Here is a 22,787-nt window from a genome sequence, read left to right as displayed (position 1 = left end):
TTTCGGGAGCCGCCATGATTCTGCTGATTGATAACTACGATTCCTTCACCTGGAACCTTTACCAGTATTTTTGCGAGCTGGGTGCAGAGGTGGTTGTCCGCCGCAACGACAACATTAGCCTGGCGGATATTGAAACACTGGCTCCGCAGAAAATCGTGATTTCACCCGGCCCCTGCACCCCGTCGGAGTCGGGTATTTCGCTGGAGGTTATCCAGCACTATGCCGGCAAGCTGCCGATCCTCGGCGTCTGTCTTGGCCATCAGGCCATTGCGCAGGTGTTTGGTGCCACTATCGTGCGCGCCGCGAAAGTGATGCACGGTAAAACTTCTCCGGTCACCCACACTGGCGTTGGGGTATTCACCGGGCTCAATAATCCGTTAACCGTGACGCGCTACCATTCACTGGTGATTGACCCGTCGACGCTGCCTGACTGCTTTGAGGTGACCGCCTGGAGCGATACGCAGGAGATCATGGGGATTCGTCACCGCGAATGGGATCTCGAAGGCGTACAGTTCCACCCGGAAAGCATCCTCAGCGAACAGGGCCACGCGCTGCTGGCAAATTTCCTTAAACGCTGAATATTGATTGCCTTGTCGTGATTTTTTATGCATATTTTGTGATTATATTTTCACAATCAATGTGACATAAAATGGATGGGCATAACATGGCAACTGAACAACCTGCAATTACCCGCGCAACATTTGATGAAGTGATTCTGCCGATTTATGCACCGGCTGAGTTTATCCCGGTAAAAGGAAAAGGCAGCCGCGTCTGGGATCAGCAGGGCAAAGAGTATGTTGATTTCGCGGGCGGTATTGCAGTGACGGCGCTGGGCCATTGCCATCCTGCCCTGGTTGAGGCGCTGAAAACCCAGGGCGAAACGCTCTGGCACACCAGCAACGTTTTTACCAACGAACCGGCGTTACGCCTCGGCCGCAAGATTATTGATGCGACGTTTGCCGAGCGCGTGCTGTTCATGAACTCGGGCACCGAAGCCAACGAAACCGCCTTTAAGCTGGCGCGCTACTACGCAACCACGCGCCACAGCCCGTACAAAACCAAAATCATTGCCTTCCACAATGCCTTCCACGGACGCTCCTTCTTTACCGTCTCCGTCGGCGGCCAGCCGAAGTATTCCGACGGATTTGGCCCGAAACCGGCCGACATCGTCCATGTGCCGTTTAACGATCTGCATGCGGTGAAAGCGGTGATGGACGACCACACCTGCGCGGTTGTTGTCGAGCCGATCCAGGGTGAAGGCGGCGTGACGGCGGCGACGCCAGAATTCCTGAAAGGTCTGCGTGCGCTGTGCGATGAGCATCAGGCGCTGCTGGTGTTTGATGAAGTGCAATGCGGGATGGGACGTACCGGCGATCTGTTTGCCTATATGCACTACGGTGTGACGCCGGATATTCTCACCAGCGCCAAAGCGCTCGGCGGTGGTTTCCCGGTGAGTGCGGTACTGACGACGCAGGAGATTGCCTCCGCGTTCCACGTTGGTTCTCACGGTTCCACCTATGGCGGGAATCCGCTGGCGAGTGCCGTGGCGGGCGCGGCATTTGATATTATCAATACACCTGAGGTTCTGAACGGCGTCAGCGCGAAGCGCGAGCTGTTTGTGAAACACCTGCAGCAGATTGACGATCGGTTTGATGTGTTCAGCGAGATCCGTGGTATGGGGCTGCTGATCGGTGCCGAACTGAAACCACAGTACAAAGGTCGCGCGCGCGATTTCCTGCATGCCGCCGCCCGCGAAGGGGTGATGGTGCTGAACGCGGGACCGGATGTGATGCGTTTTGCACCGTCGCTGGTGGTAGAAGACAAAGACATTGAAGATGGATTAACCCGTTTTGCCGCGGCAGTCGAGAAAATCGTAAAAGGTTAATACTCCGTCCGCTTTAAGATCCGCGTTAACCAAATCCCGTGATGCGGACGCTGACGCCATGCCACCGACGAAATGGTGTGCATGGTGTTCAGATGCCCCAGAACGCGCTGTAAATGCTGTTCCAGCGTGCTCATTGGCCCGTGGGTTAGCGTCTCCGGCGCTTCCAGTATATTCGAGTCGCCCGACTCGCCCGGCGCGTCATACTCCAGACGCTGCTGACACCGCTGCAATGCAATTTCACACGACTGCAAATAGCGCTGCGCCAGATCCGGCGTCAGCATCGTGTGCTCGCGCGCCAGCGTGGTCATGGCGTTAATGTGCTCGACGATAAACTGGCTGTGCGTCACCCAGAGCTTCATATCCGCCAGATAGTGCGAGTTAAAGCCTGGTTCCTGCATTGCCTGGTTGAGCGAGTTAAACAGGGCGTTGTGCGCCTGGTTTACCTTCATCCGCTGATACGCCAGCGGGGAGGGTTGCGGATCGTCGCTCAGGATCAGACGAATGGCCTGCTGGTCGGCCTCCAGCGCGTCGTGGGCGTTCTGGCGCAACAGTCCGCTTTGCCATTGCGGCCACAGCCAGACCATGCCGCCAAAGGCAATCAGACAGCCAATCAGGGTATCGATCAGTCTGGCGACAATAAATTGTTCGCCATTGAGCGTGAGCAGTTGCAGGGTGTATACCGCCGTTACCGTAAAGCCCACCATCGCCCAGCCATAGTTTTTGCGGATAATCAGGTAGCTCACCAGCGTAATTATCAGCATTCCCGCCAGGGTATAACCTTCCGGCACGTGAAAGTGCAGCGTGACGCCCGCAATAATCAGCCCGGCCATCGTTCCCCCCGCCCGGTGCAGAATACGCACGCGCGTGGCGCCATAACCGTTCTGGGTGACAAACAGCACGGTCATTAAGATCCAGTAGGGTTTAGGCAGATGCAGCGCCATGCCCATCAGGCTGGCGGTACTGAGCATGACGCTAATCCGTGCGGCGTTGCGCAGAGCGGACGATTTGAGAGACAGATAGCTTCTGAGCGCCGGCAATAACGGCAGACGTTTTTGTTTATCCGCCATGAGATCGCGGGGATAAAGCGGGCGTTGGGTGCGCAACACGCGGGCGATACGGCTGAAATGCCAGGCGGCAAACTGGCCCACCGGGTTGTCCTCATGCTGGCGGGCGATTTTCTCCAGCGCGCCGAGTTGTTTGTCCATGTTAAAACGCGTGGGATAGCGGTGATATAAAATGTCATCAGCCAGCACCCGCAGACGCGCAGAGACGGTTTGCGCATTCCAGCGGATCACCGCTTCGGCATGGCTGCGCTCGACCAGCTTTTGCACCTCCTGAGGATGATGCAGGCTCACGGAGATATGTTCTTGCAGATCCAGCCCCACCTGGAAGATACGCAGCAGCCGTTTGTATTCGTGATTCTTGTTGGCGGCGAGCATGTGTAGTTGCTGATAACACTGGCTTATCAGATCCACCACCTTTTGCTGGCGCGTCAGCAGCGGCGGTAACGATTTTTCCGGATCGGTATGCTGGGTGAGCAGGGTGTATTTGGCCTCGCAGTAATCCGCAAGTTGCACATAGAGCAGGCTCAATGATTCACGCAGGGGCTGTTCCCGCCACAGCCAGAACCAGAACCAGTTAAACAGCCCATACCACAGCGTACCCAGGGCGTAGATCAGTAGCGGCTCCCACACCGGCATGTTACCCGCGAGGCTTAGCGTGAAGATGGCCGCTATCAGTGAGGCGGGAAGCAGGCGCGCATGAAGGGAACTGATTTCGGCGGTGACGCCGAGCGTCATCGCCAGCACGGTCAGGATTAACGGCAGCGGAATATCGCGGGCGAGTAAGAGCTGCACGGCGAGGCTACAGCCAGCAAACAGCGAGCCGCCAATAATCAGACGTTTAAAAAAGCGCTTATGCGGTGTGTCCAGGCCAGCAATGTTGCAGCAGGCGGGCACGAGAGAAAACAGCAGACCTTGCTGAAGATGTCCGAGGATCAGGCCGATGGCTACAGGAAGACACAACACCAGCGTTTGTCGCAGTGCATAGTTAACTTCCGGGTGATAAATCAGCCTACGCCACATGGGGAAGAGAGACAAAAACGGCGTGACACCTTGCGATGGCACGCCGTTTGAGTGGAATTAACGCGTTCCGTAGACCACGATGGTTTTACCGTGGGCGGAGATCAGGTTCTGATCTTCCAGCATTTTCAGAATACGGCCCACTGTTTCACGGGAGCAGCCGACGATCTGGCCGATCTCCTGACGGGTAATTTTAATCTGCATGCCGTCAGGGTGGGTCATCGCATCAGGTTGTTTTGCCAGGTTAAGCAGAGTCTGCGCGATACGACCGGTAACGTCCAGGAAGGCGAGGTTACCCACTTTCTCAGATGTAACCTGCAGACGGCGAGCCATCTGGGAAGAAAGACGCATCAGGATATCAGGGTTAACCTGAATCAACTGACGGAATTTCTTGTAAGAAATTTCAGCCACTTCACATGCTGTCTTTGCACGAACCCAGGCACTACGTTCCTGGCCTTCTTCAAACAGGCCCAGTTCACCGATGAAATCGCCCTGGTTCAGATAAGAAAGGATCATCTCTTTCCCTTCTTCATCTTTGATCAGCACTGCCACCGAGCCTTTTACGATGTAATACAACGTTTCCGCTTTTTCACCCTGGTGAATCAGCGTGCTCTTCGATGGGTACTTATGAATGTGGCAATGAGACAAGAACCATTCGAGAGTCGGGTCTGTTTGCGGTTTGCCAAGCACCATGCGCTGTTATCCTCTGTTATAAGCTGTCACCAGAGTCATCAGATGCATCCGGACTCTGGGGTTGCAATCGAATTCTTACCCATACCCTGGGAAGTCGGCTATCGTAACGTTTCGCAGCCAGTAAAGTTTGATGTCCTCTGCATACATGTGTAACGTCAATGTATTACTGTAGCATCCTGAGTGTTTTAGCATAGCTTTCGCCGCGTGTCTCCTGGTGTCTCGCTTCAGCATGATGCAGGTCGCCTTCCATTGCGAGAAATGTAACGCACGCGTAATCTGTCACCAAAAATGCAACGTTGGAGTTAATGAATATGCAAGCGCGCGTGAAATGGGTTGAAGGTTTAACGTTCCTGGGCGAGTCCGCTTCAGGGCACCAGGTTTTGATGGATGGTAACTCCGGCGATAAAGCACCAAGCCCGATGGAGATGGTATTGATGGCTGCCGGTGGATGCAGCGCGATTGATGTGGTCTCGATTCTGCAAAAAGGCCGTCATGATGTAACGGATTGCGAAGTTAAACTCACATCGGAACGTCGTGAAGAGGCGCCACGCCTGTTCACCCATATTAACCTGCACTTTGTGGTCACCGGTAAAGACCTGAAAGACGCGGCCGTTTCACGCGCGGTGGACTTGTCTGCGGAGAAATACTGCTCTGTGGCGTTAATGCTGGAGAAAGCGGTAAAAATTACACATTCGTATGAAGTGATCGAGGCGTGATTGATGGGGCATCGTGCGTGTTGATGCCCTCACCCTAACCCTCTCCCACCGGGAGAGGGAATATGATCACGCGATCTGCTTCCCTTCCATCAACCGCTGTACCAGCGGCGTCATGATGAGCTCCATCGCCAACCCCATTTTTCCGCCCGGCACCACTAATGTATTCATGTGCGAAATAAACGAGCCCTGCAGCATGGCCAGCAGCCAGGGGTAATCAATGCCTTCGAGGTTGCGGAAATGGATCACCACAAAGCTCTCATCCAGCGACGGGATGCTTTTGGCCGCGAATGGGTTGGAGGTGTCGACTGTCGGTACTCGCTGGAAGTTAATATGGGTACGGGAGAATTGCGGCGTCAGGAAGTTGATGTAATCCTCCATGGAGCGCACCACGGAGTCCATGACCGCTTCTCGTGAATGGCCGCGCTCGCTCATGTCACGCGTCAGCTTCTGGATCCACTCCAGGTTCACGATCGGTACCACGCCAACCAGCAAATCCACATGGCGCGCCACGTCGTGATGGGGAGTTACCACGCCGCCATGCAGCCCTTCATAAAACAGCACGTCAGTGGGTTCCGGCAGGGGTTGCCAGGGAGTAAAGGTGCCCGGTACCTGGTTCCATGGCACGGCTTCATCGTAAGTATGCAGATACTTGCGGGATTGCCCTGTGCCGCTCTTGCCATACTCGACGAAGGTTTGCTCCAGCAGGCCGAAGTCATTGGCTTCCGGGCCAAAGTAGCTGATGTGTTTACCCAGATCGCGCGCTTTACGGATGGCCATGTCCATCTCCGGGCGCGTATAGCGGTGAAAGCTGTCGCCTTCGACCTCCGCCGCACGGAGATTCAGCTGGGCGAAAATCTTGCGAAATGCGAGGCTGGTGGTGGTGGTTCCCGCACCACTCGACCCCGTAACGGCAATAACCGGATGTCTGGCAGACATAGCAACTCCCTGACTGGAAAGGTTGAAAGATCAGCCGTGAAACGCGTTGCGGGGCATGATATTGACCGTCTCATGCAGTTCTGACCATACCAGCACCACGTCGCCGCTTTTGAGCTGGCGCTTTACATCGTTGACCTTTTGCTCGAGCGAGCGTTCTTGTTCACCATAATCTGTGCCTTCGCGTAATACAAAGCTTTCAATCAGATTATCGAGCGTTTCGGGAGCCAGATCCTGCCAGGGAATGATCATTTTGCACCGTCCAGATACGGGGTTAACCAGTCAGGAATACGCGTCTCAAGCCACATTTTCGGGCGACGCAGTGTGCCACCGATAAACCCGACGTGGCCGCCATGCTCCGTCAACTGATAGTGAACGTTGTCGGGCAGGAATTCCTGAGCGGGAATAGAATGATGATCCATAAACGGGTCATCTTTGGCATGAATGATCAGCGTCGGCTGCGTAATCTTGCTGAGCAGCGGCATGGCGCTGCACTGACGATAGTAGTCAATCGCGTCGGCAAAGCCGTGGATTTTTGCGGTGATCAGATCGTCGAACTCGCGAATGCGACGCACCTTTTTTAACTGACGCAGACTTATCGGAAGCGTCTCCGGGTAGGCTTTCAGTTTGCGCGCCGCGTTTGCTTTCAGCAGGTTAAGCAGGTAGCGCTGATAGACGCGGGAAAAACCTTTATCCATATGGTAGCTACACTGCTCCAGCATAAATGGTGCAGAGACAATGACGGCGGCATCCAGCGGGACGCTTTCGCCCTCTTTGGCCAGCAGACAAGCCAGCATATTCCCGCCCAGCGAGTAGCCCACGGCTGCCGTTGGCACGGTACCATAGTTTTCCCGCAGCCAGTGTAAAAACCATGTACCGTCCTCGGTTTCACCCGAGTGATAAATGCGTTTCTGGCGATTTGGCTCGCCGCTACAGCCGCGAAAATGCATAACCACACCGAGCCAGCCACGCGCTTTTGCCGCCTCAATTAAACCGTGTGCATACGGACTGTGCAGGCTGCCTTCCAGACCGTGAAAGACCACCAGACGCGGCTTATGGCGAGCCTGTTCCGGTTCCTCGCTCCAGGCGAGATCCAGAAAGTCTCCGTCCGGTAAATCCAGCCGTTGCCAGTGCGGGGTGAACTGAACCTTGCGACGGATAAGCCGTGGCAGCATGGTCTGTAGGTGGCGATTGGACACGCCGCGCATGGGCACGAACTCAGCGCTCTCTTCAGTAGCTATGTCGAAGTCTGATGGAATGATTTGGGTCATAACGATGCGATGCTAATTCTTGTCAGTTATTTACTATAATCGCTTCCAGCTGTTCCTGAGCGTCCAGCCACGCCATCTCGCACTCTTCGAGGCTGGATTTCGTTTTGGCCTGAGTTTGCAGACAGTCAGTCAGCTCAGCTTTGCGGCTCTGGTCATACAGACCGCTATCGCCCAGCTTCTCTTCAACGGTAGCGAGTGTCGCATTAAGTTTTTCCATCTCTTTTTCGAGACGGGCGATCTCTTTGCGTAGCGGCTGTGTCTGGGTGCGAAGTTCCGCGTCGCGGCGCTTTTGGTCTTTACGCGCCTGCGCGCTGTTGGCGTTCTCTTTCGCGGACTCTTCCGGCTGGTTTTCCAGCTTCTGCACGTCGGTCAGCCACTGCTGGTAGTCTTCCAGGTCACCGTCGAATGGTTCAACTTTGCCGTCATGCACTAAGTAGAGATCGTCCGTGGTGGAGCGGATTAGGTGGCGATCGTGCGAGACGACAACCAGCGCGCCTTCAAACTCAATCAGCGCTTCAGTTAGCGCCTGACGCATGTCGAGATCCAGGTGGTTAGTCGGTTCATCAAGAAGCAGCAGGTTCGGACGCTGCCAGACGATCAGTGCCAGCACCAGACGGGCCTTTTCGCCACCGGAGAAGCGCTCGGTGTTTTCGGTGACCTTATCACCCTGGAAGCCAAAACCGCCGAGGTAGTCACGTAGCTTCTGCTCCATCTCCTGCGGCGCCAGACGCGCGAGGTGCTGAATCGGGGACTCATCCGCGCGCAAAAATTCCAGCTGATGCTGGGCGAAGTAACCCAGCTTAATGCCCTTCGCGAGGCCGATTTCACCGCTGACCGGGTTAAGCTCGCCCGCCAGCAGTTTGATCAACGTTGATTTACCTGCACCGTTGCGTCCCAGCAGGCCAATGCGCGAACCCGGCACCAGGTTGAGCTTGATGGAGTCGAGAATAGTGCGTTCGCCGTAGCCCGCGCTGACTTTTTCCATCTTCAGCAGTGGGTTTGGCAGGCTTTCCGGCGCGCGGAAGCTGAAGTGGAACGGGTTATCCACGTGCGCCGGGGCAATCATCTCCATGCGTTCCAGCATTTTGATGCGGCTCTGGGCCTGTTTCGCTTTTGACGCTTTGGCCTTGAAGCGATCCACAAAGCTTTGCAGATGCGCCACGCGCTGCTGCTGGCTTTCATACATGGACTGCTGCTGGGCAAGACGCGTCGCGCGCTGGCGCTCGAAGGAGCTGTAGTTGCCGGTGTACTCGAACATCGTTTGCTGTTCGATATGAATGATTTTATCCACCACCGGGTCGAGAAAGTCACGGTCGTGGGAGATCAGAATCAGAGTGCCCTGATAGCTCTTGAGCCACTTCTCCAGCCAAATAACCGCATCGAGATCCAGGTGGTTCGTCGGTTCATCGAGCAACAACAGATCGGAGCGGCAGATCAGCGCCTGCGCCAGGTTGAGGCGCATACGCCAGCCGCCCGAGAAGTCGCTGACCGGGCGTTCCAGCTGTTCATTGCTGAAGCCCAGGCCGTGCAGCAGGCTGGAGGCGCGGGAGCGAATGGTCCATGCATCGATGGCGTCCAGCTTGCCGTGAACGGTGGCGATGGCGTGACCGTCGTTGCGCTCGTTAGCGGCGTTAAGTTCCGCTTCCAGCTTACGGTATTCACGGTCACCGTCGATAACATAGTCGAGAGCCGGTTCGCTCAGGGCGGGCGTCTCCTGGTTCACCCAGGCGAGCTGCCAGTTCCCCGGGAAGGTAAAGTTACCGCCATCCGCGCTAATCTCGTTTTTCAGCAGCGCCAGCAGAGTGGATTTACCACAGCCGTTTTTGCCGACCAGACCCACTTTTTGGCCAGGGTTGATGGTTGCAGTGGCGTTATCCAGCAGGACGCGCACGCCGCGACGAATTTGTAACGAGGAGAAAACAATCATAGAAGCGCCGTATGTTCCGACTATGTTAATTTGTCATTATGATAATGTAAGGTGTGGGCTATTTTCCGCACCGGGCCGCCATGGTAGCCCAAAACAACGACGATACACAAAAACAGAAACAAGACCGGGAGGGGAATGATGTCTCAGACAGCAAAAGTGCTGCTGCTGTATGCCCATCCGGAATCTCAGGACTCGGTGGCAAACCGGGTGCTGCTTAAGCCGGCCACACAGCTCAGTAACGTGACGGTGCACGATCTTTACGCGCACTATCCTGATTTCTTTATTGATATCCCTTACGAGCAGGAACTGCTGCGTCAGCACGACGTCATTGTGTTCCAGCATCCGCTTTATACCTACAGCTGCCCGGCGCTGCTAAAAGAGTGGCTGGACCGCGTGCTGAGCAGGGGATTCTCCAGTGGGGTAGGGGGCAACCAACTGGCGGGAAAGTACTGGCGTAGCGTTATTACTACCGGTGAACCGGAAAGCGCATACCGTTATGACGGGCTGAACCGCTATCCGATGAGTGACATCCTGCGTCCATTCGAACTGACGGCAGCGATGTGTCGTATGCACTGGATGAGCCCGATTATTATCTACTGGGCACGTCGTCAGGATCCGAAAGAACTGGCAAGCCACGCCAGAGCTTATGGTGAATGGCTGGCGTCACCGATTCCGGCAGGAGGACGTTAATGGAAGGATCGAATCTACTCCTTGCCGGAGTGCTGTTTTTATTTGCGGCCGTCGTCGCGGTTCCGCTGGCTGCACGTATTGGAATAGGTGCAGTGCTGGGCTATCTGCTGGCAGGGATCGCGATTGGCCCCTGGGGACTCGGATTCATCAGCGATGTGGATGAAATTCTCCATTTCTCCGAGCTGGGCGTGGTGTTCCTGATGTTCATCATCGGCCTTGAGCTGAACCCCTCTAAATTGTGGCAACTCAGACGCTCTATCTTCGGTGTGGGTGCTGCGCAGGTGCTGTTCAGCGCCGCGATTCTGGGTGGCCTGTTAATGCTGACCAACTTCTCCTGGCAGGCGGCGGTGATCGGTGGGATAGGTCTTGCGATGTCGTCGACGGCAATGGCGCTCCAGTTAATGCGCGACAAAGGGATGAACCGCAACGAAGCAGGGCAACTGGGTTTTTCGGTGCTGCTGTTTCAGGATCTGGCGGTGATCCCCGCACTGGCACTGGTGCCGCTGCTGGCAGGCTCCGGCGACGATCATTTTGACTGGGCAAAAATCGCCATGAAGGTGCTGGCCTTCGCCGGTATGCTGATTGGCGGACGTTTCCTGTTACGCCCTGTATTCCGCTTTATTGCCGCGTCGGGCGTACGGGAGGTGTTCACCGCTGCGACGCTGCTGCTGGTGCTGGGGTCAGCGTTGTTTATGGATGCGCTGGGGCTGTCGATGGCGCTCGGGACCTTTATCGCCGGGGTGCTCCTGGCGGAAAGTGAATACCGTCACGAGCTGGAAATTGCCATCGATCCCTTCAAAGGGCTGCTGTTAGGGTTGTTCTTTATTTCGGTGGGTATGGCACTGAATCTGGGCGTTCTTTATACCCATCTGCTGTGGGTGGTCGTGAGCGTCGCCATCCTGGTGGCGGTGAAGATGCTGGTGCTGTACGTCATGTCACGTATTTACGGGCTGCGCAGTTCGGAACGCATGCAGTTTGCCAGCGTGTTAAGCCAGGGGGGCGAGTTCGCGTTTGTGCTGTTCTCGACCGCATCCTCCCAGAAGCTGTTTAAAGACGATCAGATGGCGCTTTTGCTGGTGACGGTCACGCTGTCTATGATGACCACGCCGCTGCTGATGAAGCTGGTGGATAAACTGCTGTCGCGCCGCCTGAACCCGACGGACGATGAAGACGAAGCGCCGTGGGTGGAAGACGACAAGCCGCAGGTGATTGTGGTGGGCTTTGGCCGTTTCGGACAGGTTATCGGACGTTTGCTGATGGCGAACAAAATGCGCATTACGGTGCTGGAGCGTGATATCAGCGCGGTCAACCTGATGCGCAAATATGGCTATAAGGTTTACTACGGCGATGCGACCCAGCTTGAGCTGCTGCGTTCGGCGGGGGCGGAAGCGGCAGAGTCCATCGTGATTACCTGTAACGATCCGGAAGACACGATGAAGCTGGTGGAGCTGTGTCAGCAGCATTTCCCGCATCTGCATATTCTGGCGCGTGCGCGGGGACGTGTTGAAGCTCACGAACTGTTGCAGGCGGGTGTGAAACACTTCTCCCGTGAGACGTTCTCCAGTGCGCTGGAGCTGGGCCGCAAGGCGCTGATCTCGCTCGGTATGCATCCACATCAGGCGCAGCGTGCGCAAATGCACTTCCGCCGGCTGGATATGCGAATGCTGCGTGAGCTGATGCCGGTACATACGGATACCGCGCAGATCTCACGCGTGCGGGAAGCGCGTCGCGAGCTGGAGGAGATTTTCCAGCGAGAGATGCAACTGGAACGACGCCAGCTTGATGGCTGGGATGAATTTGAATAAAGGGTAACGAAAGATGGCTGTACGTAAACGCTTTATTGCGGGTGCAAAATGCCCGACCTGCCAGGCGCAAGATACTCTGGCGATGTGGCGGGAAAATAATATTGATGTTGTTGAGTGTGTTAAGTGCGGTCACCAGATGCGTGAGGCTGATAAAGAGGCCCGCGATCACGTTCGCAAAGAAGAGCAAGTGATCGGGATTTTTCATCCGGACTAGCGATATGTCCTGAGTTTTTTTAAGCTAAAGGGTACACGGGTGCAGATTTCCGCTACAATCTGCGCCAGCAATTTTCCCACGCTCAGGAGATATCATGAAAGTAGCAAAAGACCTGGTGGTCAGCCTGGCCTATCAGGTACGTACAGAAGACGGTGTGTTGGTTGATGAGTCTCCGGTGAGTGCGCCGCTTGACTACCTGCATGGTCACGGTTCCCTGATTTCCGGCCTGGAAAACGCGCTGGAAGGTCATGAAGTTGGCGACAAATTTGATGTTGCTGTAGGCGCGAACGACGCTTATGGTCAGTATGATGACAACCTAGTTCAGCGCGTTCCTAAAGACGTGTTCATGGGCGTTGACGAACTGCAGGTTGGCATGCGCTTCCTGGCGGAAACCGACCAGGGTCCGGTTCCTGTCGAAATCACTGAAGTGGAAGACGACCACGTTGTGGTTGACGGTAACCACATGCTGGCTGGTCAGAACCTGAAGTTCAACGTAGAAGTTGTTGCGATCCGTGAAGCAACCGAAGAAGAGCTGGCTCATGGCCACGTTCACGGTGCGCACGGTCACGACCATGACCACGATCACGGCCACGACGGCTGCTGCGGTGGTCACGGCCACGACCATGGTCACGACCACGATCACGGTAAAGGTGGTTGCGGCAACGGTGGCTGCGGTTGCCACTAATTCCGCCATGCGGAAAATAAAAAAAGCGGGATTATCCCGCTTTTTTTACGCCTCAATAATGAGGTGGTGGCGTCTCTTCTGACTGAGAGGCAATGTTCGACGGCTGCGTGGCCTTCAGCTTTTCTGTCAGCAGGCGCATATGATCCCGCAGTTTTGCCATTTCGAGTTCATGTGCAGTCACGGTCTGGTTTAGCTCTTCGATGGTGATGTCCTGAAAAGCCAGGCGGCTTTCCAGCTCAGCCATTCTCGCTTCTATTGTTGTATCCTTCATCATTCACCTCGTTTATTTCAGATTCACCATAATGGCCCAGCGGCGGCGCAGTTTAACTGAGTTTATCCTGAAGTACAGTCTGCATCCCTTTGGCAGGAAACTTATTTAAACAAAAATAGTCTGAAAAGTGGCGAGAATTGGAAGTGTCTGTCTGTAGATTTCTTCCGCAACGTTTTATAGTACGTAACTCATTTACGTTTAACGCTGGGGTGAGAGTCCCCAGGCCCTGGAGATATGGATGAAATCACTGTTTAAAGTAACGCTGCTGGCGACGACGATGGCTGTTGCGCTGAACGCGCCACTGTCATTCGCTGCTGATACTGCTGCGAAGCCTGCTGCCACTGCAGACAGCAAAGCGGCGTTCAAAAATGACGACCAGAAATCTGCCTACGCACTCGGCGCATCTCTGGGTCGTTACATGGAAAACTCTCTGAAAGAACAAGAGAAACTGGGCATCAAACTGGATAAAGCTCAGCTGATCGCGGGTGTTCAGGACGCATTTGCTGATAAGAGCAAGCTGTCTGACCAGGAGATCGAACAGACTCTGCAGGCGTTCGAAGCGCGTGTGAAAGGTGCCGCTCAGACTAAGATGGACGCGGACGCTAAAGAAAACGAAGCCAAAGGCAAAGCCTATCGCGATACCTTTGCTAAAGAGAAAGGTGTGAAAACCTCCTCTACTGGCCTGGTGTACAAAGTTGAGAAAGAAGGCACCGGCGATGCACCTAAAGACAGCGACACTGTAGTCGTGAACTACAAAGGTACGCTGATCGACGGTAAAGAGTTCGATAACTCTTACACCCGCGGTGAGCCGCTCTCCTTCCGTCTGGATGGTGTGATCCCTGGCTGGACTGAAGGCCTGAAAAACATCAAGAAAGGCGGCAAGATCAAGATGGTTATCCCACCAGATCTGGCGTACGGCAAAACTGGCGTCCCGGGTATCCCTGCCAACTCTACACTGGTCTTTGACGTAGAGCTGCTGGATATCAAACCGGCACCGAAAGCGGATGCTAAAGCAGATGCACCGGCTGACGATAAAGCCGCTGCTGCTAAGAAGTAATCCTGAAAAAAACCGCCGCCTTTAAGGCGGCGGTTTTTTTATTATGGGGCAGATATAATTAACACTGGAAAGCGTTATACCCGCTGTATTAATTTAGTTGTCCGTGTAGATAATGAGCCTGCCCTGAAAACCTAACGACAGGCTCCTGAAAAGGAGTGTTTTTTTCATGTCCAGGTCGCTTTTAACCAACGAAACCAGTGAACTTGATTTGCTGGATCAACGTCCTTTTGACCAGACCGACTTCGATATTCTGAAATCGTATGAAGCGGTGGTGGACGGGTTAGCGATGCTCATTGGCTCCCACTGCGAAATCGTATTGCACTCCCTGCAAGATCTGAAGTGTTCCGCCATCCGCATTGCTAATGGTGAGCATACTGGCCGTAAAATTGGTTCGCCAATCACCGACCTTGCATTGCGTATGTTGCATGACATGACCGGCGCGGACAGCAGCGTCTCCAAATGCTATTTCACCCGCGCCAAAAGTGGCGTGCTGATGAAATCAGAAACCATCGCGATTCGAAACCGCGAGCATCGTGTGATTGGATTGCTGTGCATCAACATGAACCTTGATGTGCCATTCTCGCAAATCATGAGCACCTTTATTCCACCAGAAACGCCAGATGTTGGCTCTTCCGTTAACTTTGCCTCTTCTGTTGAAGATCTTGTGACTCAGACGCTTGAGTTCACCATTGAAGAGGTGAACGCCGACCGCAACGTATCGAACAACGCCAAGAATCGCCAGATAGTGCTGAATCTCTATGAGAAAGGGATTTTTGATATTAAAGACGCCATCAACCAGGTTGCCGATCGTCTGAATATCTCCAAGCACACGGTTTACCTCTATATCCGCCAGTTCAAGAGCGGTGATTTCCTGGGGCAAGACAAGTAATGCGTTTTGCGTTAATGGTGACAGGCCCGGCGTACGGTACTCAGCAGGCCAGCAGTGCGTTGCAGTTTGCGCATGCGCTACTGGCAGCCGGACATGAACTGGCGAGCGTCTTCTTTTATCGGGAAGGGGTATATAACGCGAACCAGTTTACGTCACCGGCGAGTGATGAGTTTGATCTGGTGCGCGCATGGCAGGCATTAAACGAAAAGCAGGGCGTAGAACTGCATATCTGCGTGGCGGCGGCCCTGCGCCGTGGCGTGACTGATGCAACCGAAGCTGAGCGCCTGGGTTTATCGGGTTCTAACTTGCAGCCCGGTTTTTCGTTGAGTGGTCTGGGTGCACTGGCACAGGCAGCATTAACCTGCGACAGAGTGGTGCAATTCTGATGAAGCGTATCGCGTTTGTTTTTTCTTCAGCGCCGCACGGTAGTGCGTCTGGCAGAGAAGGGCTGGATGCGTTGCTCGCGACATCAGCATTGAGCGAAGATATTGGCGTCTTTTTTTTGGGAGACGGGGTGTTCCAGCTTCTGGCGGGGCAACAGCCGCAAACCATTCTGGCGCGCGATTACATCGCGACGTTCAAAGTGTTACCGCTGTACGATATAGAAACGTTCTATGTCTGTGCCGACTCTCTGGCCGCGCGTGGTTTAAACGAGGCAACGCCTTTCGTGCTGGATGTGACGTGCCTGTCTTCCACCGCACTGCGCGAGCACCTTTCCCACTACGACACCGTTCTGACTTTCTGAGGCTGCCATGCTCCATACTCTGAGCCATTCACCGTGGCAATGTGATATCGACGCGTTACTGAGTATGCTGCGCGAAGGTGATGACCTGCTGCTGATTCAGGATGGCGTACTTGCCGCACTGGAAGGCAGTCGTTTCGTTGAAATTCTCACGAATGCCCCCATAACAGTCTCTGCGCTGAAAGACGATCTGGATGCGCGGGGTCTTTCTGGTCAAATTTCAGCCAAAATTGACGTGGTTGGCTATACTGATTTCGTCAATCTTACTGTGAAGCATGCCAGTCAAATGAACTGGTGATTTGAGATCGCTGTATATTTCTTGACACCTTTTCGACGTAGCCCTAAAATTTCGCGTCCTCATATTGTATGAGGTCGATTTATTACGTGTTTACGAAGCAAAAGCTAAAACCGGGAGCTATTTAATGGCAACAGTTAACCAGCTGGTACGCAAACCACGTGCACGCAAAGTTGCGAAAAGCAACGTGCCTGCGCTGGAAGCCTGCCCGCAGAAACGTGGCGTATGTACTCGTGTATATATACCACCACTCTAAAAAACCAAACTCCGCACTGCGTAAAGTATGCCGTGTGCGTTTGACTAACGGTTTCGAAGTGACTTCCTACATCGGTGGTGAAGGTCACAACCTGCAGGAACACTCCGTGATCCTGATCCGTGGCGGTCGTGTTAAAGACCTTCCGGGTGTTCGTTACCACACCGTTCGTGGTGCGCTGGACTGCTCAGGTGTTAAAGACCGTAAGCAGGCTCGCTCCAAGTACGGCGTGAAGCGTCCTAAGGCTTAATGGTTCTCCGTTAAGTAAGGCCAAACTGATTTATCTTAATGTCACACTAAACTCTTTGAGTTTTGGACAATCCTGAATTAACAACGGAGTATTCCCATGCCACGTCGTCGCGTCATTGGTCAGCGTAAAATTCTTCCAGATCCGAAATTCGGATCAGAACTGCTGGCAAAATTTGTAAATATCCTGATGGTAGATGGTAAAAAATCTACTGCAGAAGCAATCGTATACAGCGCGCTTGAGACCCTGGCTCAGCGTTCTGGTAAAAATGAACTGGAAGCTTTCGAAGTCGCTCTCGACAACGTTCGCCCAACTGTAGAAGTTAAGTCCCGCCGCGTTGGTGGTTCTACTTATCAGGTTCCAGTTGAAGTTCGTCCGGTTCGTCGTAATGCTCTGGCAATGCGTTGGATCGTTGAAGCTGCTCGTAAACGCGGTGATAAATCCATGGCTCTGCGTCTGGCGAACGAACTTTCTGATGCTGCAGACAACAAAGGTACTGCAGTTAAGAAACGTGAAGACGTTCACCGTATGGCAGAAGCCAACAAGGCGTTCGCACACTACCGTTGGTAATCCCTTCGGAGTATTAGTCACCAGGCGGGCGCTTCAGAGAAGCCGCCCGCTCTGGGTAACTTAACTGAACGCCTAAAGATATAACGAGGAATCAAATGGCTCGTACAACACCCATCGCACGCTACCGTAACATCGGTATCAGTGCGCACATCGACGCCGGTAAAACCACTACTACCGAACGTATTCTGTTCTACACCGGTGTAAACCATAAAATCGGTGAAGTTCATGACGGCGCTGCCACCATGGACTGGATGGAACAGGAGCAGGAGCGTGGTATTACTATCACCTCCGCAGCGACTACTGCATTCTGGTCAGGTATGGCTAAGCAGTACGAACCGCATCGCGTAAACATCATCGACACCCCAGGGCACGTTGACTTCACCATCGAAGTAGAACGTTCCATGCGTGTTCTTGACGGCGCGGTAATGGTTTATTGCGCAGTTGGTGGTGTTCAGCCACAGTCTGAAACCGTATGGCGTCAGGCGAACAAATATAAAGTTCCACGCATCGCGTTCGTTAACAAAATGGACCGTATGGGTGCTAACTTCCTGAAAGTTGTTGGCCAGATCAAAACCCGTCTGGGCGCGAACCCTGTTCCGCTGCAGCTGGCAATTGGTGCTGAAGAAGGCTTCACCGGCGTAATCGACCTGGTGAAAATGAAAGCCATCAACTGGAACGATGCAGACCAGGGCGTTACCTTCGAATACGAAGATATCCCAGCTGCAATGCAGGACCTGGCTGACGAATGGCACCAGAACCTGATCGAATCCGCTGCTGAAGCTTCTGAAGAGCTGATGGAGAAATACCTGGGTGGTGAAGAACTGACTGAAGAAGAGATCAAAAAAGCTCTGCGTCAGCGTGTTCTGAACAACGAAATCATCCTGGTAACCTGTGGTTCTGCGTTCAAGAACAAAGGTGTGCAGGCGATGCTGGATGCGGTAGTTGACTACCTGCCATCCCCGGTTGACGTTCCTGCGATCAACGGCATCCTGGACGACGGTAAAGATACTCCGGCTGAGCGTCACGCAAGCGACGAAGAGCCATTCTCTGCACTGGCGTTCAAAATTGCTACCGACCCATTCGTGGGTAACCTGACCTTCTTCCGCGTTTACTCTGGTGTGGTTAACTCCGGTGACACCATCCTGAACTCCGTGAAAGCGGCGCGTGAACGTTTTGGCCGTATCGTACAGATGCACGCTAACAAACGTGAAGAAATCAAAGAAGTTCGTGCGGGCGACATCGCTGCAGCTATCGGTCTGAAAGACGTGACCACTGGTGACACCCTGTGTGACCCAGATCACCCAATCATTCTGGAGCGTATGGAATTCCCTGAGCCGGTAATCTCCATCGCAGTTGAACCAAAAACCAAAGCTGACCAGGAAAAAATGGGTCTGGCTCTGGGCCGTCTGGCGAAAGAAGACCCATCATTCCGCGTATGGACTGATGAAGAATCTAACCAGACCATCATCGCTGGTATGGGTGAACTGCACCTGGACATCATCGTTGACCGTATGAAGCGTGAATTCAACGTTGAAGCGAACGTGGGTAAACCTCAGGTTGCTTACCGCGAAGCGATTCGCGCGAAAGTTACCGATGTTGAAGGTAAACACGCTAAGCAGTCTGGTGGTCGCGGTCAGTACGGTCACGTTGTGATCGACATGTACCCACTGGAGCCGGGCTCTAACCCTAAAGGTTACGAGTTCATCAACGACATCAAAGGTGGTGTAATTCCTGGTGAATACATCCCAGCCGTTGATAAAGGCATCCAGGAACAGCTGAAAGCGGGCCCTCTGGCTGGCTATCCGGTTGTTGACATGGGTATCCGTCTGCACTTCGGTTCTTACCACGACGTTGACTCCTCTGAACTGGCGTTTAAACTGGCTGCGTCTATTGCCTTTAAAGAAGGCTTTAAGAAAGCAAAACCAGTTCTGCTTGAGCCAATCATGAAGGTTGAAGTAGAAACTCCTGAAGAGAACACCGGTGACGTTATCGGTGACTTGAGCCGTCGTCGCGGTATGCTGCGTGGTCAGGAATCCGAAGTAACTGGCGTTAAGATCCACGCTGAAGTTCCACTGTCTGAAATGTTCGGATATGCAACTCAGCTGCGTTCTCTGACCAAAGGTCGTGCATCATACACCATGGAATTCCTGAAGTATGATGATGCGCCTAACAACGTTGCTCAGGCCGTTATTGAAGCCCGTGGTAAGTAATCCACAGGATTAAAACCTAAGTCCCGTGCTCTCTCCAAAGGGGAGAGCACTATAGTAAGGAATATAGCCGTGTCTAAAGAAAAATTTGAACGTACAAAACCGCACGTCAACGTTGGTACTATCGGCCACGTTGACCATGGTAAAACAACCCTGACCGCTGCAATCACTACCGTTCTGGCTAAAACCTACGGTGGTTCTGCTCGTGCATTCGACCAGATCGATAACGCACCAGAAGAAAAAGCTCGTGGTATCACCATCAACACCTCTCACGTTGAGTACGACACCCCGACTCGCCACTACGCACACGTAGACTGCCCAGGCCACGCCGACTATGTTAAAAACATGATCACCGGTGCTGCGCAGATGGACGGCGCGATCCTGGTTGTTGCTGCGACTGACGGCCCAATGCCTCAGACCCGTGAGCACATCCTGCTGGGTCGTCAGGTAGGCGTTCCTTACATCATCGTGTTCCTGAACAAGTGCGACATGGTTGATGACGAAGAGCTGCTGGAACTGGTAGAGATGGAAGTTCGTGAACTGCTGTCTCAGTACGATTTCCCAGGCGACGATACTCCAATCGTTCGTGGTTCTGCTCTGAAAGCGCTGGAAGGCGAAGCAGAGTGGGAAGCGAAAATCATCGAACTGGCTGGCTTCCTGGATTCTTACATCCCAGAACCAGAGCGTGCGATTGACAAGCCATTCCTGCTGCCAATCGAAGACGTATTCTCCATCTCCGGTCGTGGTACCGTTGTTACCGGTCGTGTAGAGCGCGGTATCATCAAAGTTGGTGAAGAAGTTGAAATCGTTGGTATCAAAGAGACTGCGAAGTCTACCTGTACTGGCGTTGAAATGTTCCGCAAACTGCTGGACGAAGGCCGTGCTGGTGAGAACGTTGGTGTTCTGCTGCGTGGTATCAAACGTGAAGAAATCGAACGTGGTCAGGTTCTGGCGAAGCCAGGCTCAATCAAGCCACACACCAAGTTCGAATCTGAAGTGTACATTCTGTCCAAAGACGAAGGCGGCCGTCATACTCCGTTCTTCAAAGGCTACCGTCCACAGTTCTACTTCCGTACTACTGACGTGACCGGTACCATCGAACTGCCAGAAGGCGTAGAGATGGTAATGCCAGGCGACAACATCAAGATGGTTGTGACTCTGATCCACCCAATCGCGATGGACGACGGTCTGCGTTTCGCAATCCGTGAAGGCGGCCGTACCGTTGGCGCGGGCGTTGTTGCTAAAGTTCTGGGCTAATTAATTATCCCCGAATAAAAAAAGGACGCTTCGGCGTCCTTTTTTGTTTTCTGCCACTCAAGCACTGTCACAAAATTTCGCATTTTTTGCCTGCTCCCGCCCCGTATTGTGGTGTTTGTGCTATTGTAATCATAACCATTCTCACTTACACTTTGCGCATAATTTGAACGGGAGTCTCTATGTACGTTTGTTTATGTAATGGTGTCAGTGACAAAAAAATACGCCAGGCCGTTCGCCAGTTTCAGCCTCAGTCATTTCAGCAGCTACGCAAATTTGTTCCGGTGGGAAATCAATGTGGTAAATGTGTACGTGCTGCGCGAGAGATCATGCAGGACGAATTGATGCAGATCCCGGAATACAAAGAGATCGCGTAAGCGCCCATCTTTTTTTTGACATCCCTGTAGCCCGATCTACGCTTCAATGAGTGGAAGCGGAGGGACTATATAATGAAAGGTGATGTTAAAATCATAAGTTATCTCAATAAATTATTGGGAAATGAGCTTGTCGCAATCAACCAGTACTTTCTTCACGCGAGAATGTTTAAAAACTGGGGACTTAAACGTCTAAACGACGTTGAGTACCATGAATCTATTGATGAGATGAAACACGCTGATAAATATATCGAGCGTATTTTATTCCTTGAAGGCATTCCAAACCTGCAGGATCTCGGAAAGCTGGGCATCGGAGAAGATGTCGAAGAGATGCTGCGTTCTGATCTCAGGCTCGAACTTGAAGGCGCCAAAGATCTCCGTGAAGCTATTGCCTATGCGGATAGCGTCCATGATTACGTCAGCCGCGACATGATGATCCAGATCCTGGCCGACGAAGAGGGTCATATTGACTGGCTGGAAACTGAGCTGGATCTCATCGCTAAGATTGGCCTGCAAAACTACCTTCAGTCGCAGATTAAAGTGGAAGAGTAAACAGCGTCTTCCAGCCAACGCATAAACCCGCAGCTGCCAGAAATGGCCCAAAAGGCAGCGGGTTTTTTATTGCCTCTTTATCAGAGGTGAGTAACGAAAAAACAAGAAGGCTAAGTAATGCCATAAGCGCAGCGAGTAATGCCAGGGTTGGCAGTACGCACCAACCATGCCAGGCGCCAAGCGCAGACAGGTATTTAACATCGCCATATCCCATCCCTTCACGCCGGCAGATAAATCGATAGCCCCAGTAAATAACGGCAAAGCCAAAATATCCTGCCATTGCCCCCACCACCGCACTCGGCAAAAAATCAGGATGGATACAAAGCTGAAAGAGCAGGCCTACCCATAGCAGCGGACAGAGAAATTTATCGGGAAGCAGTCCGTAGCGAATATCAGCATGAACAAGAAAGGCAGTCAGCGAAGAATAGATCAGCAAAAAGGTGAGGGTGGTTAACATCGAAAAGGCCTCAAAGGGGGTTGAGCGCATACTCGTTGTAACCTGCTTAACCGGCAATACACAAAAGCAGCAATTGCGTAGCGGGTTCAGACAAAGATTCGACAAGGAATACATTGCATAAAAAGTTGCGCGCCCTTACGCAAGCTGCGTCTTTGGCGCTTAATTTCTAAACGGCACTTGCGTCTTGCCCAGATTTACGTATAATGCGCGGGCTTGTCGTAATTGACGGCGGGTTCAATCAGAACCAGAGTAGCTCATTTTGTTACTCAACAATGCTCCCAATTGGGGAGCTACGTAAGAACGGTTACACTCTCCCATCAATCGTAATGGGTTTGAGGAGTAATCATTTTCGTTTATAAAATAATTGGAGCTCTGGTCTCATGCAGAACCAAAGAATCCGTATCCGCCTTAAAGCGTTTGATCATCGTCTGATCGATCAATCAACCGCGGAAATCGTCGAGACTGCTAAGCGCACTGGTGCGCAAGTCCGTGGTCCGATCCCGCTGCCGACCCGCAAAGAGCGCTTCACCGTTCTGATCTCCCCGCACGTTAACAAAGACGCGCGTGATCAGTACGAAATCCGCACTCACAAGCGTCTGGTTGACATCGTTGAGCCAACTGAGAAAACCGTTGATGCTCTGATGCGTCTGGATCTGGCTGCCGGTGTAGACGTGCAGATCAGCCTGGGTTAATCAGGTCATCGAGCGATTGAGAGGTTG

28 protein-coding genes are annotated in these 22,787 nt (G+C 53.2%); 20 read left to right on the top strand and 8 right to left on the bottom strand.

Annotated elements, in window-relative coordinates; all coding sequences use genetic code 11:
* Positions 1-14 precede the first annotated feature (14 nt).
* Positions 15-578, top strand: coding sequence for an aminodeoxychorismate synthase component 2 (gene pabA / locus ACJ9Y9_RS22150; protein WP_028018004.1), 564 nt, complete (start codon positions 15-17; stop codon positions 576-578).
* Positions 579-664: 86 nt separating this feature from the next.
* On the top strand, positions 665-1,885 hold the full coding sequence (locus tag ACJ9Y9_RS22145) for an aspartate aminotransferase family protein (RefSeq protein ID WP_028018003.1): 1,221 nt from the start codon (positions 665-667) through the stop codon (positions 1,883-1,885).
* Here the strand turns inward: ACJ9Y9_RS22145 and ACJ9Y9_RS22140 are convergent.
* Complete coding sequence (locus ACJ9Y9_RS22140) at positions 1,882-3,969, bottom strand: YccS/YhfK family putative transporter (protein ID WP_028018002.1); 2,088 nt, start codon at positions 3,967-3,969, stop codon at positions 1,882-1,884. The genes ACJ9Y9_RS22145 and ACJ9Y9_RS22140 overlap by 4 nt on opposite strands.
* Before the next feature lie 57 nt (positions 3,970-4,026).
* Positions 4,027-4,659: a cAMP-activated global transcriptional regulator CRP gene (gene crp, locus ACJ9Y9_RS22135; protein ID WP_000242758.1), complete on the bottom strand. Its 633-nt coding sequence runs from the start codon at positions 4,657-4,659 to the stop codon at positions 4,027-4,029.
* Positions 4,660-4,970: 311 nt separating this feature from the next.
* Here crp and ACJ9Y9_RS22130 point away from each other — a divergent pair, with 311 nt between their 5' ends.
* Positions 4,971-5,375, top strand: a complete 405-nt coding sequence (locus ACJ9Y9_RS22130; RefSeq protein ID WP_028018001.1) for an OsmC family protein — start codon at positions 4,971-4,973, stop codon at positions 5,373-5,375.
* Between the two features lie 66 nt (positions 5,376-5,441).
* Here ACJ9Y9_RS22130 and ACJ9Y9_RS22125 read toward each other — a convergent pair whose 3' ends face one another.
* From ACJ9Y9_RS22125 to ACJ9Y9_RS22110, 4 genes are read right to left on the bottom strand one after another with little or no spacing between them, the layout of a single operon-like run.
* Positions 5,442-6,311 carry a phosphoribulokinase gene (locus ACJ9Y9_RS22125; RefSeq protein WP_028018000.1) on the bottom strand — a complete coding sequence of 290 codons (870 nt, stop codon included), beginning with the start codon at positions 6,309-6,311 and terminating at the stop codon, positions 5,442-5,444.
* A 30-nt stretch (positions 6,312-6,341) separates the two neighbouring features.
* Positions 6,342-6,560, bottom strand: a complete 219-nt coding sequence (locus ACJ9Y9_RS22120) for a YheU family protein (RefSeq protein ID WP_008503016.1) — start codon at positions 6,558-6,560, stop codon at positions 6,342-6,344.
* Positions 6,557-7,579: a hydrolase gene (locus ACJ9Y9_RS22115; RefSeq protein ID WP_028017999.1), complete on the bottom strand. Its 1,023-nt coding sequence runs from the start codon at positions 7,577-7,579 to the stop codon at positions 6,557-6,559. Before ACJ9Y9_RS22115 ends, ACJ9Y9_RS22120 begins: the two co-directional genes overlap by 4 nt.
* 22 nt (positions 7,580-7,601) lie before the next feature.
* On the bottom strand, positions 7,602-9,506 hold the full coding sequence (locus tag ACJ9Y9_RS22110; protein ID WP_028017998.1) for an ABC transporter ATP-binding protein: 1,905 nt from the start codon (positions 9,504-9,506) through the stop codon (positions 7,602-7,604).
* A gap of 135 nt (positions 9,507-9,641) precedes the next feature.
* Between ACJ9Y9_RS22110 and kefG the strand changes: the two genes are divergently transcribed.
* The 4 genes from kefG to slyD all read left to right on the top strand — a co-directional run bounded on the left by kefG (position 9,642) and on the right by slyD (position 12,900).
* Entirely contained in the window at positions 9,642-10,196 is a 555-nt protein-coding gene (kefG, locus tag ACJ9Y9_RS22105) for a glutathione-regulated potassium-efflux system ancillary protein KefG (protein ID WP_065422678.1), read from the top strand.
* Entirely contained in the window at positions 10,196-12,001 is a 1,806-nt protein-coding gene (gene kefB, locus ACJ9Y9_RS22100; protein ID WP_028017997.1) for a glutathione-regulated potassium-efflux system protein KefB, read from the top strand. Before kefG ends, kefB begins: the two co-directional genes overlap by 1 nt.
* Positions 12,002-12,014: 13 nt before the next feature.
* Positions 12,015-12,215 carry a YheV family putative zinc ribbon protein gene (locus ACJ9Y9_RS22095; RefSeq protein WP_010436300.1) on the top strand — a complete coding sequence of 67 codons (201 nt, stop codon included), beginning with the start codon at positions 12,015-12,017 and terminating at the stop codon, positions 12,213-12,215.
* A 94-nt stretch (positions 12,216-12,309) separates the two neighbouring features.
* The gene (gene slyD, locus ACJ9Y9_RS22090; protein ID WP_024907947.1) at positions 12,310-12,900 is read left to right on the top strand and encodes a peptidylprolyl isomerase; all 591 of its coding nucleotides are present in this window, start codon (positions 12,310-12,312) and stop codon (positions 12,898-12,900) included.
* Positions 12,901-12,952: 52 nt separating this feature from the next.
* Here slyD and ACJ9Y9_RS22085 read toward each other — a convergent pair whose 3' ends face one another.
* Complete coding sequence (locus ACJ9Y9_RS22085) at positions 12,953-13,171, bottom strand: protein SlyX (protein WP_008503009.1); 219 nt, start codon at positions 13,169-13,171, stop codon at positions 12,953-12,955.
* Positions 13,172-13,409: 238 nt separating this feature from the next.
* On the opposite strand from ACJ9Y9_RS22085, the gene fkpA reads away from it, so the two are divergent.
* From fkpA to bfr, 12 genes are all read left to right on the top strand, one after another.
* On the top strand, positions 13,410-14,228 hold the full coding sequence (gene fkpA / locus ACJ9Y9_RS22080) for an FKBP-type peptidyl-prolyl cis-trans isomerase (RefSeq protein ID WP_028017996.1): 819 nt from the start codon (positions 13,410-13,412) through the stop codon (positions 14,226-14,228).
* A 166-nt stretch (positions 14,229-14,394) separates the two neighbouring features.
* Positions 14,395-15,117 carry a transcriptional regulator gene (locus tag ACJ9Y9_RS22075; protein ID WP_003861697.1) on the top strand — a complete coding sequence of 241 codons (723 nt, stop codon included), beginning with the start codon at positions 14,395-14,397 and terminating at the stop codon, positions 15,115-15,117.
* Positions 15,117-15,503: a sulfurtransferase complex subunit TusD gene (gene tusD / locus ACJ9Y9_RS22070; RefSeq protein ID WP_028017995.1), complete on the top strand. Its 387-nt coding sequence runs from the start codon at positions 15,117-15,119 to the stop codon at positions 15,501-15,503. Before ACJ9Y9_RS22075 ends, tusD begins: the two co-directional genes overlap by 1 nt.
* Positions 15,503-15,862, top strand: a complete 360-nt coding sequence (gene tusC / locus ACJ9Y9_RS22065) for a sulfurtransferase complex subunit TusC (RefSeq protein ID WP_028017994.1) — start codon at positions 15,503-15,505, stop codon at positions 15,860-15,862. The genes tusD and tusC overlap by 1 nt, the downstream gene beginning before the upstream one ends.
* A 7-nt stretch (positions 15,863-15,869) precedes the next feature.
* Complete coding sequence (gene tusB / locus ACJ9Y9_RS22060) at positions 15,870-16,157, top strand: sulfurtransferase complex subunit TusB (RefSeq protein ID WP_028017993.1); 288 nt, start codon at positions 15,870-15,872, stop codon at positions 16,155-16,157.
* A 124-nt stretch (positions 16,158-16,281) separates the two neighbouring features.
* Entirely contained in the window at positions 16,282-16,410 is a 129-nt protein-coding gene (locus ACJ9Y9_RS22055; protein WP_407226225.1) for a hypothetical protein, read from the top strand.
* Positions 16,373-16,657 carry a 30S ribosomal protein S12 gene (gene rpsL / locus ACJ9Y9_RS22050; protein WP_407226224.1) on the top strand — a complete coding sequence of 95 codons (285 nt, stop codon included), beginning with the start codon at positions 16,373-16,375 and terminating at the stop codon, positions 16,655-16,657. The genes ACJ9Y9_RS22055 and rpsL overlap by 38 nt, the downstream gene beginning before the upstream one ends.
* A 96-nt stretch (positions 16,658-16,753) precedes the next feature.
* Positions 16,754-17,224, top strand: coding sequence for a 30S ribosomal protein S7 (rpsG, locus tag ACJ9Y9_RS22045; protein ID WP_004106370.1), 471 nt, complete (start codon positions 16,754-16,756; stop codon positions 17,222-17,224).
* Positions 17,225-17,319: 95 nt separating this feature from the next.
* Complete coding sequence (gene fusA, locus ACJ9Y9_RS22040) at positions 17,320-19,434, top strand: elongation factor G (protein WP_028017992.1); 2,115 nt, start codon at positions 17,320-17,322, stop codon at positions 19,432-19,434.
* A 69-nt stretch (positions 19,435-19,503) separates the two neighbouring features.
* Positions 19,504-20,688, top strand: coding sequence for an elongation factor Tu (tuf, locus tag ACJ9Y9_RS22035; RefSeq protein WP_023326212.1), 1,185 nt, complete (start codon positions 19,504-19,506; stop codon positions 20,686-20,688).
* 179 nt (positions 20,689-20,867) lie between these two features.
* The gene (gene bfd, locus ACJ9Y9_RS22030; RefSeq protein WP_008503493.1) at positions 20,868-21,062 is read left to right on the top strand and encodes a bacterioferritin-associated ferredoxin; all 195 of its coding nucleotides are present in this window, start codon (positions 20,868-20,870) and stop codon (positions 21,060-21,062) included.
* A gap of 72 nt (positions 21,063-21,134) precedes the next feature.
* On the top strand, positions 21,135-21,611 hold the full coding sequence (bfr, locus tag ACJ9Y9_RS22025) for a bacterioferritin (RefSeq protein WP_008503492.1): 477 nt from the start codon (positions 21,135-21,137) through the stop codon (positions 21,609-21,611).
* Here the strand turns inward: bfr and ACJ9Y9_RS22020 are convergent.
* A complete protein-coding gene (locus tag ACJ9Y9_RS22020; RefSeq protein WP_028018491.1) occupies positions 21,595-22,068 on the bottom strand; it encodes an A24 family peptidase in 474 nt (157 codons plus the stop codon). The genes bfr and ACJ9Y9_RS22020 overlap by 17 nt on opposite strands.
* A 380-nt stretch (positions 22,069-22,448) precedes the next feature.
* Here ACJ9Y9_RS22020 and rpsJ point away from each other — a divergent pair, with 380 nt between their 5' ends.
* Positions 22,449-22,760, top strand: a complete 312-nt coding sequence (gene rpsJ, locus ACJ9Y9_RS22015) for a 30S ribosomal protein S10 (protein WP_001181005.1) — start codon at positions 22,449-22,451, stop codon at positions 22,758-22,760.
* Positions 22,761-22,787 lie beyond the last annotated feature (27 nt).

This window comes from Enterobacter sp. CPE_E1241, from assembly GCF_045618265.1.
Classification (GTDB): Bacteria; Pseudomonadota; Gammaproteobacteria; order Enterobacterales; family Enterobacteriaceae; genus Enterobacter; species Enterobacter adelaidei.
Note: the sequence above shows the minus strand (reverse complement) of the source record. Positions and strands in the feature narration are given on the sequence as shown.

Coding starts and splice junctions, on each gene's coding strand:
- ACJ9Y9_RS22145 (WP_028018003.1), top strand. CDS start 665: ATGGCAACTGAACAACCTGCAATTACCCGCGCAACATTTGATGAAGTG.
- ACJ9Y9_RS22110 (WP_028017998.1), bottom strand. CDS start 9,506: ATGATTGTTTTCTCCTCGTTACAAATTCGTCGCGGCGTGCGCGTCCTG.
- ACJ9Y9_RS22055 (WP_407226225.1), top strand. CDS start 16,282: ATGGCAACAGTTAACCAGCTGGTACGCAAACCACGTGCACGCAAAGTT.
- ACJ9Y9_RS22075 (WP_003861697.1), top strand. CDS start 14,395: ATGTCCAGGTCGCTTTTAACCAACGAAACCAGTGAACTTGATTTGCTG.
- ACJ9Y9_RS22085 (WP_008503009.1), bottom strand. CDS start 13,171: ATGAAGGATACAACAATAGAAGCGAGAATGGCTGAGCTGGAAAGCCGC.
- tusC (WP_028017994.1), top strand. CDS start 15,503: ATGAAGCGTATCGCGTTTGTTTTTTCTTCAGCGCCGCACGGTAGTGCG.
- ACJ9Y9_RS22125 (WP_028018000.1), bottom strand. CDS start 6,311: ATGTCTGCCAGACATCCGGTTATTGCCGTTACGGGGTCGAGTGGTGCG.
- tusB (WP_028017993.1), top strand. CDS start 15,870: ATGCTCCATACTCTGAGCCATTCACCGTGGCAATGTGATATCGACGCG.
- slyD (WP_024907947.1), top strand. CDS start 12,310: ATGAAAGTAGCAAAAGACCTGGTGGTCAGCCTGGCCTATCAGGTACGT.
- rpsG (WP_004106370.1), top strand. CDS start 16,754: ATGCCACGTCGTCGCGTCATTGGTCAGCGTAAAATTCTTCCAGATCCG.
- ACJ9Y9_RS22115 (WP_028017999.1), bottom strand. CDS start 7,579: ATGACCCAAATCATTCCATCAGACTTCGACATAGCTACTGAAGAGAGC.
- tusD (WP_028017995.1), top strand. CDS start 15,117: ATGCGTTTTGCGTTAATGGTGACAGGCCCGGCGTACGGTACTCAGCAG.
- ACJ9Y9_RS22130 (WP_028018001.1), top strand. CDS start 4,971: ATGCAAGCGCGCGTGAAATGGGTTGAAGGTTTAACGTTCCTGGGCGAG.
- ACJ9Y9_RS22120 (WP_008503016.1), bottom strand. CDS start 6,560: ATGATCATTCCCTGGCAGGATCTGGCTCCCGAAACGCTCGATAATCTG.
- bfd (WP_008503493.1), top strand. CDS start 20,868: ATGTACGTTTGTTTATGTAATGGTGTCAGTGACAAAAAAATACGCCAG.
- rpsJ (WP_001181005.1), top strand. CDS start 22,449: ATGCAGAACCAAAGAATCCGTATCCGCCTTAAAGCGTTTGATCATCGT.
- ACJ9Y9_RS22140 (WP_028018002.1), bottom strand. CDS start 3,969: ATGTGGCGTAGGCTGATTTATCACCCGGAAGTTAACTATGCACTGCGA.
- ACJ9Y9_RS22095 (WP_010436300.1), top strand. CDS start 12,015: ATGGCTGTACGTAAACGCTTTATTGCGGGTGCAAAATGCCCGACCTGC.
- pabA (WP_028018004.1), top strand. CDS start 15: ATGATTCTGCTGATTGATAACTACGATTCCTTCACCTGGAACCTTTAC.
- kefG (WP_065422678.1), top strand. CDS start 9,642: ATGATGTCTCAGACAGCAAAAGTGCTGCTGCTGTATGCCCATCCGGAA.
- fkpA (WP_028017996.1), top strand. CDS start 13,410: ATGAAATCACTGTTTAAAGTAACGCTGCTGGCGACGACGATGGCTGTT.
- bfr (WP_008503492.1), top strand. CDS start 21,135: ATGAAAGGTGATGTTAAAATCATAAGTTATCTCAATAAATTATTGGGA.
- ACJ9Y9_RS22020 (WP_028018491.1), bottom strand. CDS start 22,068: ATGTTAACCACCCTCACCTTTTTGCTGATCTATTCTTCGCTGACTGCC.
- crp (WP_000242758.1), bottom strand. CDS start 4,659: ATGGTGCTTGGCAAACCGCAAACAGACCCGACTCTCGAATGGTTCTTG.
- kefB (WP_028017997.1), top strand. CDS start 10,196: ATGGAAGGATCGAATCTACTCCTTGCCGGAGTGCTGTTTTTATTTGCG.
- fusA (WP_028017992.1), top strand. CDS start 17,320: ATGGCTCGTACAACACCCATCGCACGCTACCGTAACATCGGTATCAGT.